The following is a 13,009-nucleotide window of genomic DNA, read 5'->3' on the forward strand; positions in this document are numbered from 1 at the left end:
AGGTGCGACATCGTGGCAAATATTCTGCGCGCGTCAAGCGAAAGCGCTGCCTGCGCAACGCGCGTGTTGTCCGCAACCGGAAGGATTCCTGAACGTGCCCGAAGCCGCCAATCTGGCCGTGATGGCCGGTCTCATGATCGGCCTGATCTATGGCGTGGTCGGGCTGCTCAGCGGCTTCTGCATGATGAGCAGCCTGCGCGGCTGGTGGGCCGACGGCGACCGCCGGCTGGTGCGAACTTTCGCCCTGGCGATGGGCATCGCCATCGTCGCCACACAGCTGCTCGCGGCCAACGGGGTCGTCGATCTCGGCAAATCGATCTATCTGCAGCCGACCTTCTCGGTGCCGCTGATGCTCTTGGGCGGTGTCCTGTTCGGCTACGGCATGGTGCTCGCCAACGGTTGCGGCTCGCGCGCGCTGGTGCTGCTCGGTCGCGGCAATCTGCGCTCCTTCGTCGTGGTGACGGTGCTGGCGATCGCAGCGGAGATGACGTTGAAGGGCCTGATCGCGCCGTTGCGCATCGCGCTGATGCAGGCCTCGCAGACCACGGCCATGGCGGCATCGCTTCCTGTGCTGCTGTCGGCCGGCGGCCTGCACGGTGCGCCAGCGCGCCTCTTGCCGGCGCTTGCGCTTGGCAGCGTGTTGATCGTGTTCGCCTTCGCGCATGCGCCGTTCCGGCGCGCACCGGGGCAGATGCTCGCGGGCCTCGTCGTCGGCCTGCTGATCGCGGCCGGCTGGTTCGCGACCGGCCATCTCGGTGCCGATGATTTCAACCCGGTGCCGGTGGCGTCCCTGACCTTCGTCGCGCCGATCGCCGACGGCCTGCAATATGTGATGCTGTCGACCGGCTCGACGGTGAACTTCGGCATCGCGACGGTCGCCGGCGTGCTGGCGGGGAGTCTCGTGACGGCACTGGTCACGCGCCGTTTCAAGCTCGAAGGCTTTCATTCGCCGAATCACATGTTGCGCTCGGTTGGCGGCGCCGCGTTGATGGGCATCGGCGGCGTGATGGCGCTGGGCTGCTCGGTCGGGCAGGGGCTCACGGGACTCTCCACTTTGGCGCTGCCATCGTTCGTTGCCATCACCGGCATTTTCATCGGCACGGCCGCAGGCCTGCGCGGCGCCTTGCGCGTGCGGCCGCTGAAGATGGAGCCGGAAGCGGCGCGTTAGCTCAGTCCGTCGCACGCGTGACGATGCGGATCTCCGACGTCAGCGTCCGGTGCACCGGGCACTTGTCGGCGATCTCCATCAGCTTCCTGCGCTGCTCCTCATCGAGCGCGCCGTCCATGTGGATCTCGCGCTCGAGCTGATCGATCAGCCCGACCTTGGTCTCGCACGCCGCGCAGTCCTCCGCATGGATCTTGTTGTGACGCAGGGTCACGGTGATCAGGTCGAGCGGCAGCAATTTGCGGTCGGCATAGAGCCGCATCGTCATCGAGGTGCAGGCGCCGAGCGCCGCGAGCAGAAGGTCGTAGGGGCCCGGACCGGAGTCCTGGCCGCCGACGGAGAGCGGCTCGTCTGCGGTGAGATGGTGGGGCCCGAGCGCGATGCTCTGCTGCAGCTTGCTCGCCCGCGTCTCGCGCACGACGACGTCGCGCGGGCCATCGGTGGCCGCAAGCTCGACCGGCGCCGGTGCGGCGTAGCGGCCGGCCCAGCTCGCGATCACCTCGGCGATATAGGCGGCATCTAGCTTGCTGCTGATGAGATGATCGGCGTGATCGAGCGAGATGAAGCTCTTCGGATGCTTGGCAGCGACGAAGATGTGGGTCGCGTTGTCGATGCCGACGGTCTCGTCGACAGGCGAGTGCATCACCAGCAGTGCCTTGTGCAGATGCTTGACCTTGTCGAGCAGGCGCTGCTCGGCGATGTCGTCGAGGAAGGAGCTGCTGATCCGGAACGGGCGCCCCGCGAGCGAGACCTCGGCCGAGCCGTCGCGGCGGATCGCCTCGAGGCTGTCCTTGAACATGTTGGTGACATGGCCCGGATCCGAAGGCGCGGCGATCGTCACGACGGCTTTGGCATCGGGAATGGCGCCGGCGGCCGCCAGCACAGCGGCGCCGCCGAGGCTGTGGCCGATCAGGATCGCCGGCGCCTGTCGGGTCTCGCGCAGATGATTGGCGGCGCGGACAAGATCGGCGACGTTGGAGGAGAACGTCGTGTTGGCGAAGTCGCCTTCGCTGGAGCCGAGGCCGGTGAAGTCGAACCGCAGCACGGCGATGCCATGCGCCGTCAGCGCCATGGCGATGCGCCGCGCCGCATGCGTGTCCTTGCCGCAGGAGAAGCAATGCGCGAACAGCGCGTAAGCGCGCGGCGAACCGTTGGGCAGGTCGAGCGCAGCGGCAAGCTGCTCGCCGCTTGCGCCTTCAAACTGGAAACGTTCGGTCGCCATTTTGGGCCCCATTCGTTGCGTCTTCACTGCACATCGTCATACAACAGATAAGGCCATTCCAGCAGACATGATGGCGCATTCTCGCGGCCCTGCAACGGCCCGAGCTTTGCGGATCTTTGCCCCTCTGCAATCGAGAGGGCGCAGGGAAGGTCGGGAGCCTGCCGCCCCCATGGCCCGCCTGCGGAAAAAATGCAGGCGGCAGAACCACAGGTACGGCTGAGGACATCCCGGCCTTCCCTGCGCAATGGTTGGAACGGCTTATACGTGCTCTCTCCGGGGAACGGCTGTCTTGCCCCCGTCATCGCGATGCGCGTCATCCGCACCACGACTTGACGCCAGCACCGCGGCGCCGAGACCACACGATTTCGCCGTGCGCACCGGATCGTTCGTCCGCATGGAAGACCACGCTGCAACCCGTTGCGCCCACCGCATCCCGCGCTCCACGTCCGTGACGATCGCGATACGCCCCTCTGCAACGAGGCGGGATGGCGGTTAATAAATCACGATTTTCAGAAATATGCAAGGGGGATATTTCTGGGCCGGGGGGCCGGGCAAGCATCAATCGCGCACGCGACGCAGCAATGATCAGTCTCGCGGAGGCAGAAGCTCGATCTCCTGTTCGCCGTGCCGGATCGCTGTCGGCAGGTCTTGCGCGACGAGGTCGGAAATCCATTGGACGAGCGCGGGCAGGGCTTCGTCCTTCGCGCGCCGACGAAGTCCAGGCAAGTCCCGCTCGTGCGCGGTGCCGACTTTGATGTTGAGACGCTCATAAGGAATGTCGCCGTCCGGCGGCCGATATCGCGCATCGAACAGACGCCTGCCGTGGCTGCGAACGAGGTGGATGCGAATGCCGCCGAGATCTCTTGCGGTCAGTGCGGCGAGGATGACGCTCGGCTTGAGAAGATACCCGTAGCCCTTGGGGATCTTGCCGGTTTCTGAGGTGAACTCCATGCGATATCTCTGGCAGGTTCGGAAACTGAGCCCGTAGGGTGGGCAAAGCGGAGCGTGCCCACCATTCTTTTCTTTTCAGCTTCATTTCAGTGGCGACGGCGGTGGGCACGACGCTTCGCGTCTTTGCCCACCCTACGGCTCCGCTCGCTCGGCGCCACGGAAGCCCGTCAGTCCGAATAGCGCTGCTCGGCCCAGGGATCGCCGCGGTTGTGATAGCCGCGCACCTCCCAATAGCCGGGCGCATCCTTGTCTAGGAATTCGATCGCCTTCAGCCATTTTGCGCTCTTCCAGAAATACAGATGCGGCACGACGATGCGGACCGGGCCGCCATGCTCCTGGGTGAGCGGCGCGCCGGACCAGCTATGCGCGAGCAGGGCGTCCTCGGCGGCGAAGTCCTCCAGTGCGAGATTGGTCGTGTAGCCGTCGTAGGAATGCAGCACGACGAAATCGGTTGTGTCGCGCGGCCGGCAGGCGGCAAGCAGGTCGCGCGTCGCAAGCCCTTCCCATTGATTGTCGTAGCGCGACCAGGTCGTCACGCAATGAATGTCGGATGTGAACTGGCGCTGCTCCTGGGAGAGGAAGGCGGAGAAATCCCAGAACAGAGGATTTTCCACCGCGCCATAGACGTCGAGCCGCCAGCGCTCTGATGTGACCGAGGGCGTCAGGCCGAGATCGAGCACCGGCCAGTCGCGGGTCAGATGCTGGCCCGGCGGCAGGCGCTGGTCCTCGGGCCGCACGATCCGGCCGGTCAGGAATTTGCCCTCGTGAGCCCAGCGCTCCTTGCTGCGGGTCAGCTTGCTCTCGGGCGGTAGCCCGGACTCGTCAGCCATGACGGCACCTCATCCGTGGTGGCAGCTCATTCATGGCGGTGCATCGCCGACGCATGCTTGGTGTCACGCATGGTCGCATAGATCAATAGCGACGTGAAGATCACGCCCGTGAGATAATAATAGAACCAGGTCTCGTGCCCAATGCTCTTGAAGTAGAGCGCGATAGCCGGTGCGGTGCCGCCGAACAGCGAGACGGTGATCGCGTAGGGCAGGCCGACACCGAGCGCACGGACATTGGTCGGAAACAGCTCGGCCTTCACCACCGCGTTGATCGAGGTGTAGCCGGCCGTGAAGATCCAGGCGCCGCAGATCAGCAGGAAAGCTGTGAACGGCTCCTTGGTGCCCTGCAGCACGGTCAGAATCGGGATCGTCGCCAGCGTGCCGGCGACGCCGAAGAAGATCAGCAGCGGCTTGCGGCCGATGCGATCGGAGATCGCGCCATAGAGCGGCTGTAGCACGCAGGCAAACAGCAGCGAGCCGAAGATCACCATCGTGGTCTGGTCCTCGGTGAGGCCGACCGACAGCTTGACGAAAGTCTGCATGTAGGTCGTGAAGGTGTAGAATGCCGCCGTGCCACCCGCGGTCAGGCCGACCACCAGCAGCAGCTCTCTCGGATATTTGAGCAGCGTGGTGATCGATCCCGACGGACTGACCGTCTTCTTTGCTTCCACGAAGGCCTCGGTTTCATGCAGGTTCCGCCGCATGACGGCGGTGAAGATGGCGAGGCCGGCGCCGATCGCAAATGGAATGCGCCAGCCCCATGCCTTGAGCTCCTCGGTTGTCAAGAACACCTTCTGCAGGAGCAGCAGCACGATGATCGCGGTGAGCTGGCCGCCGATCAGGGTGACGTATTGGAAGCTCGAATAGAAGCCGCGATGCTTGGCGTCGGCGACCTCGGACAGGTAGGTGGCGCTGGCGCCATACTCGCCGCCGAGGCTGAGGCCCTCGATGACGCGGGCGAGCGCCAGGATGATCGGCGCGGCGATGCCGATGGTGGCATAGGTCGGCGTCACCGCAATGATCAGCGAGCCGAAGCACATGCAGAGGACCGAGACGGTCAGCGACAGCCGCCGGCCATGGTGATCGGCGAGATAGCCGAACAGCCAGCCGCCGAGCGGGCGCATCAGGAAGGTCGCGGCGAACACGACCGCGGCGTTGAGCTGCTCGACGACCGGGTCCTTCGATGGAAAGAAGGCCGGCGCGAAATACAGCGCAAACGCCGTATAGGCATAGAAATCGTACCATTCGACCAGGTTGCCGGCCGAGCCGATCAGGATCGCCTTGATGCGGCGCTCGACGTCGCTGAACGTCGTGGCTTCTTCGGCAGGCTCGATCACCTGGTCAGTCATATCCGGTCTCCGGCAAGCGTGATTTGCGGCCCTTCTACGGCAGCAGCCCCGATTGCCACAGACGATAACGGACATGGGTCCCATGTTCAGCGCATGGAACTCTGCGCGCGTGCCACAAGCAGTGTCGAGGCGGGGGCGCATCACGCTGCGGCCCATCCTTCGAGACGCCCGCCTTCGGCGGGCTCCTCAGGATGAGGGGAATGACTTAGCCCTTCGGCGCGCGCGGATCGATCGGGGTCGAGCCGGCAACGCCGAGGACGTCCTCCAGCACCTTGGCGCCTGCGAGCAGCTTGGCGTCGGCGCGCGGCGCTGCGACCATTTGCAGTCCGACCGGAAGACCCGACGCCGTGAAGCCGCAGGGCAGCGACAGGGCTGGGCAACAGGCCAGCGTGATCGCGTAGACGATGCCGAGCCATTGCACGTAGTTGTCGAACTTATGCCCGGCGCATTCGGCGACGTAGCGGTTTTCGACCGGGAAGGGCGGTACGATGGTGGCCGGCGCCAGCAGCAGATCATAGGTCTCGAAGAACTTGACGGCGCGCGCGGTGATCGCCACGCGCTGCGCCTCGGCGCGCGCGATCTGCGCGACCGTGAGCTTCAGCCCTTCCTCGATGTTCCAGATCACCTCGGGCTTCAAGAGGTCGCGCTTGGTACGCAGCAGCTCCGCCTTGCTCATCGCGAAGTCGAGCGCGCGCAGCACGTGGAAGCATTCATGCGCCTCGCTGAAATCGGGATGCGCCTCCTCGACGATCACGCCGAGCTCGGCGAAGCGCTGCGCCGCCTTGCGGGTGACCGCAGCGACTTCCGGATCCACGGGCGTGATGCCAAGATCCGGAGAGTAGGCAACGCGGACCGGCTTCCTGCCGGAGCGCGCGGCGGCCAGGAACGACGTCGCAGGCGAGGGCAGCGAGATCGGATCCGCGGCGTGCTCGCCGCTCATCGCGTCGAGCAGCAGCGCGAGGTCCGCGACGTTGCGGGCCATCGGGCCCTGGATGGCGAGATTGCGGTCGATGGCCACCGCCGGCGTATGCGCGACGCGGCCGAAGCTCGGGCGCAGGCCGACGATGCCGCAGAAGCTCGCGGGGTTGCGCAGCGAGCCGCCCATGTCGGAGCCGTGCGCCAACCAGGCCATGCCGGTGGCAAGCGCCACCGCGGCGCCGCCGGAGGAGCCGGCCGCCGAGCGGGACGTGTCCCAGGGATTGCGCGTCGCGCCGAACACCTCGTTGAAGGTGTTGGCGCCGGCGCCGAACTCCGGCGTGTTCGACTTGGCGTAGATCACGCCGCCATTGGCTTCGAGATGCTCGACCATGAGATCAGAGCGTTCCGGAATCCGGTCCTTGAAGATCGGCGAGCCCTGGGTGGTGAGCACGCCGGCGACATCCGTGAGGTCCTTGATCGGGACGGGCAGCCCGGCGAGCATCCCGCGTTCGGCAACCGGCTTCTGCATCAGCGCCTTGGCGTGCTCGCGGGCGCGGTCGAAGCACAGGGTCGGCAGCGCGTTGACCTTGTCGTCGACGGCTGTGATGCGCGCTTCCAGTGCGTCGAGGCAATCGAGCGGGGTGACCTCGCCGGTCTTCAACTTGTCGACGACGGCGCAGGCGGTCTCGCGGATCAATCCCTGGTCGGCCAAAGTGCAGTTCTCCTGATTGGAAGCGTCCCGGCGCAAAGTCGTAGATCATGTTTCGGCCGACGTGGAAAGGTCGCGGCGATCAACCCCACCCTGCGCTGATGCCGCCGTCGACGGTATAGATCACGCCGGAGGTGTAGCCGGCACGGTCCGAGGCGAGGAACGCCATCAGGTCGGCGATCTCGCGCGGATGCGCGGGACGGCCGAGCGGCAGGCTCTTCTGGAATTCGGTGTAGCGGTGCTCGTCGCCGAACAGGTCGCGGGCGCGCGTCTTCAGCAGGGTGACGTGGCGGTCGGTGCCGACCGGTCCGGGATTGATGCCGACCACACGGATGTTGTCGGCGAGGCTCTTGGAGCCGAGCGCGCGGGTGAAGGCCATCAGCGCCGCATTGCCGGCGCTGCCGCAGATGTAGTTGGCGTCGAACTTCTCGCCGGCCGCGCCGATGTCGTTGATGATGACGCCGGCCCCGCGCGCCTTCATCTGCGCATAGACCAGGCGCGTCAGATTGATGAAGCCGAACACCTTCAGGTCCCAGGCATGCCGCCAGGCCGCCTCGTCGATCTTGTCGATCGCGCCGCCCGGGATGTCGCCGGCATTGTTGACGAGGATGTCGATATCGGAAGCGGCTTCGGCCAGCCGCGCGACGTCCTCGCTCTTGCGCAGGTCCACGACATGCGCGGCCGCATCGATCTGATGCTTCGATCGCAGCTGCTCGACCAGCGCCGCGAGCCGGTCGCCACTGCGCGCTGCAAGCCTGACGTGACAGCCTTCCTCGGCGAAGGCTTCGGCGGCTGCGGCACCGATCCCCTTGGACGCGCCGGTGATGAGAACGCGCTTGCCGCGCAGATGAAGGTCCATGGACGTGCTCGCTGGGATGGGTGAGGAGATAGGATTGTCTGGCGCGTCAGCCATGCGGTCAATCTTGCACCGCAGCGTTGCGCTTGGGCATGGTTTGGTTCATTCAGGCATTGGACATTTCAGCCGGGGGTACCGGCGTAAACGACCAAGGATCCGCTCGATGAGCAAGAAGCCCTATCGCATCGCAGTCATTCCCGGCGACGGCATCGGCAAGGAGGTCATGCCCGAGGGCATTCGCGTGATCGAGGCGGCGGCCAAGAAGCACGGCGTCGCGGTGCAGTTCGATCATTTCGACTTCTCGAGCTACGACTATTACGAGAAGCACGGCCAGATGATGCCGGACGACTGGAAGGCGCAGATCGGCGGCCATGACGCGATCTATTTCGGCGCCGTCGGCTGGCCCGCCAAGATCGCAGACCACGTGTCGCTGTGGGGCTCGCTGATCAAGTTCCGCCGCGAGTTCGATCAGTACGTCAATCTGCGTCCCGTGCGGCTGATGCCGGGCGTGCCGTCGCCGCTGGCGGGCCGCAAGCCCGGCGACATCGATTTCTGGGTGGTGCGCGAGAACACCGAAGGCGAATACTCCTCGGTCGGCGGCCGCATGTTCCCGGACACCGATCGCGAGTTCGTCACCCAGCAGACGGTGATGACCCGCACCGGCGTCGACCGCATCCTGAAGTTTGCCTTCGAGCTCGCGCAATCCCGGCCGAAGAAGCACCTGACCTCGGCGACGAAGTCCAACGGCATTTCGATCACGATGCCTTACTGGGACGAGCGCGTCGAGGCGATGGCGAAGAACTATCCGGGCGTGAAGTGGGACAAGTACCACATCGACATCCTCACCGCGAACTTCGTGCTGCACCCGGACTGGTTCGACGTCGTCGTCGGCTCCAACCTGTTCGGCGACATCCTGTCCGATTTGGGACCTGCCTGCACCGGCACGATCGGCATCGCGCCGTCGGGCAACATCAATCCCGAGCGCAATTTCCCGTCGGTGTTCGAGCCGGTGCACGGCTCGGCGCCCGATATCGCAGGGCAGGGGATTGCCAACCCGATCGGCATGATCTGGTCGGGCGCGATGATGCTGGAGCATCTGGGAGAGAAGACTGCAGCGCAGTCGATCGTCGGCGCGATCGAGCGGACGCTGGCCGAGCGGACGCTGCGCACGCGGGATCTGGGCGGCAACGCCGATACGGTGGCGTGCGGCAAGGCCGTCGCAGACATGGTGGACTAGTCGCCGCTATTTGCTCGATGTCGCCCCGGCGAACGCCGGGGCCCATAACCACCGGCCGTCATTGTAGCCGCCGATATCTGCCACCGCGCGCCACAGATAAATCACGCGGTATGGGTCCCGGCGTTCGCCGGGACGACGGTGGGGGGGGGGCGGCAGCTCGATCAACATCGTCATTGCGAGGAGCGTAGCGACGAAGCAATCCAGGGCCGTCGCGGGGACTCTGGATTGCTTCGCTTCGCTCGCAATGACGAAGGAGAGAGCCGTAGGGTGAGCAAAGGCGCGGCTCTGCTGCATCCTCGCATGAGATCGCGGTGGCGCCGTGCCCACCGTCTTGCCGCGTACGCGCTGATCGACGGTGGGCACGCTGCCGCCTAGCGGCGGCCGCTTTGCCCACCCTACGCGTCAACAACTACTTCTTCGCCACCCTGCGGCAGTGCTCCCAAGCGGCGTGGATCAGGTTCTCGCTGGCTTCCGGCGTGCGGAACGCCGAATGCGCCGACAGCGTCACGTTGGGGATGGTGGTCAGTACGTGACCGGCGGGCAGCGGCTCGGTGTTGAAGACGTCGAGGCCGGCGTGGCGGATGTGGCCGGAGCGCAGGGCGTCGATCATCGCTGCTTCGTCGACGATGGCCGCGCGGGCGGTGTTCACGAAGATCACGCCCGGCCGCATCTGCGCGATGCGGTCGCGGGACAGGAAGCCGCGGGTCTCGTCGTTGAGCAGGAGATGCAGCGAGACGACGTGGCTCTCCTTGAGCAGCGTGTCGAGATCGACGAACTCCACGCCCGGATGACTCTTCGGCGAGCGGTTCCAGGCGATCACCTTCATGCCGCCGCCGGACGCGATGCGCGCGACTTCCGCGGCGATGCCGCCGAAGCCGATCAGGCCGAGGGTCTTGCCGGTCAACTGCATGCCGTCGTCGCGCAGCCAGTTGCCGGCGCGCATCTCGCGGTCCATCTGCGCGATGCCGCGGGCCGAGGCCCACATCAGCGCGATCGCTGCTTCTGCCACCGCCGTATCGCCATAGCCCTTGATCAGGTGCACGGTGATGCCGAGATCGGCCAGCTCCTCCGGATTCATGTAGCTGCGCGCGCCGGTGCCGAGGAACACGACGTGCTTGAGCCCCTTGCACTGCTTCGCGACCTCGGTGGGCAGGGCGGTGTGATCGACCACGCCGATCTCGGCGCCATCGAGAATGGCGGGCCAGTCGTCCGGCTTGATGTCCGGATCGAGATGCACGCGCATCTCGGGATCGCCCGATTTGCGCTGCCGCTCGAAAATCTCGGCAAGCGACTCGTTGGCGTCGATGAAAACTCCGCGCACGTGATGGTCTCCTTTCGGGATGTGCCGAGCAGTCGCGCCGACGAAGCTGTGCTCCCTCCCCCTTGTGGGGGAGGGTTGGGGAGGGGGAGCCCCGGGCGACACCGCCGTTGTGGACCCCCACCCCCGACCCCTCCCCGCAAGGGGGAGGGGAGCTCAGTGTGCCTGCGCGACTTAGATCGGAGAATGATAACTTAAAGTAGGAGCGAGTGAGAGCAATCAGCCCGTCACGACGCCACGCCCGCCAGCGACAGCACGGTGTGCAGCAGCACGTTGGCGCCGGCGGCGCAGTCGGATTGCGTGGCATCCTCGAGCTCGTTGTGGCTGATGCCATCCTTGCAGGGCACGAACACCATCGCGGCCGGCATGATCGTGTTGAGATTGCAGGCGTCATGGCCCGCTCCCGACGTGATGCGCCGGTGCGAATAGCCGAGCGTGCCGGCAGCGCGCTCGACGGCATCGACCAGCTTGGGATCGAAGTGCGTCGGCGGCTTGCGCCAGACCTGGTCGATCGCGATCTCGACTTTGCGCTTCTTGGAAATCTCGCTCGCCGCCGCACGCAGGCTGGCATCGAGTGCGTCCAGCGTATCGGCGTTGGCGCTGCGGCAGTCGATGGTGAAGGCGATCTCGCCGGGGATGACGTTGCGCGAGGGATTGGCGATCACGGCCTCGCCGATGGTCGCGACCGCGTTCGGCCCGAGCTTGAGCGCGATCTGCTCCAGGGTCAGCGCAAACTCCGACAGCGCCAGCAGCGCGTCGCGGCGCAGCGGCATCGGCGTCGAGCCGGCATGGCTCTCGAAGCCGGTGACCTTGCCGTCGTACCAGAACACGCCCTGGCCGTGATCGACCACGCCGATGGTCTTGTTCTCGGCCTCCAGGATCGGACCCTGCTCGATGTGCAGCTCGACGAAACCCGAGAATGTCTGCGTGCCGACCTTGGTCTCGCCGCGATAGCCGATCTCGTCCAGCGCCGCGCCCACGGTCATGCCTGCGGCATCTGTCCGCGACAAAATGTCCTCGACCGTGAAGTCGCCGACATAGGCGGCCGACGCCATCATCGCCGGCGCGAAGCGCGAGCCTTCCTCGTTGGTCCAGTTGACGATGCAGAGCGGCGCGTCGGTCTCGATGCCGGCGTCGTTGAGCGTGCGGATCACCTCCAGCGCGCCGAGCGTGCCGAGAATGCCGTCGAACTTGCCGCCCGTCGGCTGGGTGTCGAGATGCGAGCCGAGCCCGACCGGCGGCTTCGACATGTCGCGGCCCTTGCGAAGTGCGAACATCGAGCCGAGCGTGTCGACGTGCACGTCGAGCCCGGCATCCTCGCAGGCTTTGCGGAACCAGTCGCGGACCTGCTTGTCCTCCTGGCTCAAGGTCAGCCGCCGCACGCCGCCCTTCGGCGTCGCGCCAAACCTGGCGGTCTCGTGAATGCTGTCCCAGAGGCGGGCGGAATCGATCTGCAGATTGGTGACGGCGCGGCTCATGCTTGAAATCCCTGTACTCCGGCATCCTGTCCATCGCGCGCCGCGACGATGGCGTCAACCGATGCCGCCGGATGGCTGGCCGTCTGCGCCGTCCTGGCTGCGAGCTCGGCGACGCGCTCGATCGCGACCATCTCGGGCGATGACAGCCAGCTCGCCGTGAAGGTCAGCGGCGGAATCCGCAAGTCCGTTTTCAACTCCTGCAGGCGTCCGCGCTCGATCTCGTTGGCGACGATCGCCGCGGGAATGACGGCGACGCCGAGGCCCTCGACGGCCATGTGGATCACGGTCGCCAGCGAGGCGCTGGCGTGCAGACGCATCGGCGGCAGATGCGGGCGATTGAAGAGCGAGCGCACATTGTCGTAGGGCTGGGTGTTGCGCGGGAAGGTGATGATTGGAAACCGTGCCATCTGCTCCGCCGTGATCAGGCCTTTGCCGAAACCCAAAGAGGGGCTGGCCAGGAAGCTGATCGGATAGTCGCACAGCACGCGGCTGCGGATGCCCGACGCGGACGGCGAGCCGAGCGCGAAGGCGAGCTCGATCTCCTGCGCCAGCAGCCGCGCATGCAGGTTCGGCGTGACGTCGACCTCGATCTCCAGCGAGAGGTTCGGATAGCTCTCGTTGACGCTCTTGATCAGCCGCGGCAGCCAGTCGTGCACGATGGTCTCGGCGACGCCGAGCCGAAGCACGCCGCGCATCGCGGAGCGGTCGCCGACCTCGGCCAGCATCTCCGCGCGCAGGCCGATCAGCTTCTCGGCATACACCAGCATCTGCCGTCCGCTCGCAGTCGGCGACGCCACGCGGTGGTCGCGGTTGAGCAGCTTGACGCCGAGCTCGCGCTCGAGCTGGGCGATCCGCTGGGAAATGGCCGGCTGAGTGGTGTTCAGGCGCTGCGCCGCGCCGCGAAAGCTGCCAAGCTTCACCACCCAGAGGAAGGTCTCGATGGAACGGAAATCCAACATCGCGCCCCGCTCGGATC

The 13,009-nt window shown here is 66.0% G+C and carries 11 protein-coding genes; 2 read left to right on the forward strand and 9 right to left on the reverse strand.

Going from position 1 to position 13,009, the window contains the following annotated elements:
* Positions 1 to 121 precede the first annotated feature (121 nt).
* The gene (locus tag QX070_RS11750) at positions 122 to 1,168 is read left to right on the forward strand and encodes a YeeE/YedE family protein (RefSeq protein ID WP_315737714.1); all 1,047 of its coding nucleotides are present in this window, start codon (positions 122 to 124) and stop codon (positions 1,166 to 1,168) included.
* A 1-nt stretch (position 1,169) separates the two neighbouring features.
* Here QX070_RS11750 and QX070_RS11755 read toward each other — a convergent pair whose 3' ends face one another.
* The 6 genes from QX070_RS11755 to QX070_RS11780 form a co-directional block, all read right to left on the reverse strand.
* On the reverse strand, positions 1,170 to 2,387 hold the full coding sequence (locus QX070_RS11755; protein ID WP_315737215.1) for a bifunctional alpha/beta hydrolase/OsmC family protein: 1,218 nt from the start codon (positions 2,385 to 2,387) through the stop codon (positions 1,170 to 1,172).
* Between the two features lie 585 nt (positions 2,388 to 2,972).
* Entirely contained in the window at positions 2,973 to 3,338 is a 366-nt protein-coding gene (locus QX070_RS11760) for a hypothetical protein (protein ID WP_315737216.1), read from the reverse strand.
* Positions 3,339 to 3,505: 167 nt separating this feature from the next.
* On the reverse strand, positions 3,506 to 4,168 hold the full coding sequence (locus QX070_RS11765) for a sulfite oxidase-like oxidoreductase (protein WP_315737217.1): 663 nt from the start codon (positions 4,166 to 4,168) through the stop codon (positions 3,506 to 3,508).
* A gap of 26 nt (positions 4,169 to 4,194) precedes the next feature.
* Complete coding sequence (locus QX070_RS11770; RefSeq protein ID WP_315737218.1) at positions 4,195 to 5,517, reverse strand: MFS transporter; 1,323 nt, start codon at positions 5,515 to 5,517, stop codon at positions 4,195 to 4,197.
* Positions 5,518 to 5,722: 205 nt separating this feature from the next.
* On the reverse strand, positions 5,723 to 7,147 hold the full coding sequence (locus QX070_RS11775) for an amidase (RefSeq protein WP_315737219.1): 1,425 nt from the start codon (positions 7,145 to 7,147) through the stop codon (positions 5,723 to 5,725).
* Between the two features lie 79 nt (positions 7,148 to 7,226).
* Positions 7,227 to 8,003 (reverse strand): SDR family oxidoreductase, encoded by a 777-nt coding sequence (locus tag QX070_RS11780; protein ID WP_315737220.1) that lies wholly within the window; start codon positions 8,001 to 8,003, stop codon positions 7,227 to 7,229.
* 160 nt (positions 8,004 to 8,163) lie between these two features.
* On the opposite strand from QX070_RS11780, the gene QX070_RS11785 reads away from it, so the two are divergent.
* Positions 8,164 to 9,237: a tartrate dehydrogenase gene (locus tag QX070_RS11785; RefSeq protein WP_315737221.1), complete on the forward strand. Its 1,074-nt coding sequence runs from the start codon at positions 8,164 to 8,166 to the stop codon at positions 9,235 to 9,237.
* 409 nt (positions 9,238 to 9,646) lie between these two features.
* Here the strand turns inward: QX070_RS11785 and QX070_RS11790 are convergent, their stop codons facing one another.
* From QX070_RS11790 to QX070_RS11800, 3 genes are all read right to left on the reverse strand, one after another.
* A complete protein-coding gene (locus QX070_RS11790) occupies positions 9,647 to 10,558 on the reverse strand; it encodes an NAD(P)-dependent oxidoreductase (RefSeq protein ID WP_315737222.1) in 912 nt (303 codons plus the stop codon).
* A 224-nt stretch (positions 10,559 to 10,782) separates the two neighbouring features.
* The gene (locus tag QX070_RS11795) at positions 10,783 to 12,033 is read right to left on the reverse strand and encodes a Zn-dependent hydrolase (RefSeq protein ID WP_315737223.1); all 1,251 of its coding nucleotides are present in this window, start codon (positions 12,031 to 12,033) and stop codon (positions 10,783 to 10,785) included.
* Positions 12,030 to 12,992 carry a LysR family transcriptional regulator gene (locus QX070_RS11800; RefSeq protein ID WP_315737224.1) on the reverse strand — a complete coding sequence of 321 codons (963 nt, stop codon included), beginning with the start codon at positions 12,990 to 12,992 and terminating at the stop codon, positions 12,030 to 12,032. Before QX070_RS11800 ends, QX070_RS11795 begins: the two co-directional genes overlap by 4 nt.
* Positions 12,993 to 13,009: the final 17 nt, after the last annotated feature.

The sequence above is a fragment of the Bradyrhizobium sp. SZCCHNR1093 genome (assembly GCF_032381175.1).
Lineage (GTDB): Bacteria > Pseudomonadota > Alphaproteobacteria > Rhizobiales > Xanthobacteraceae > Bradyrhizobium.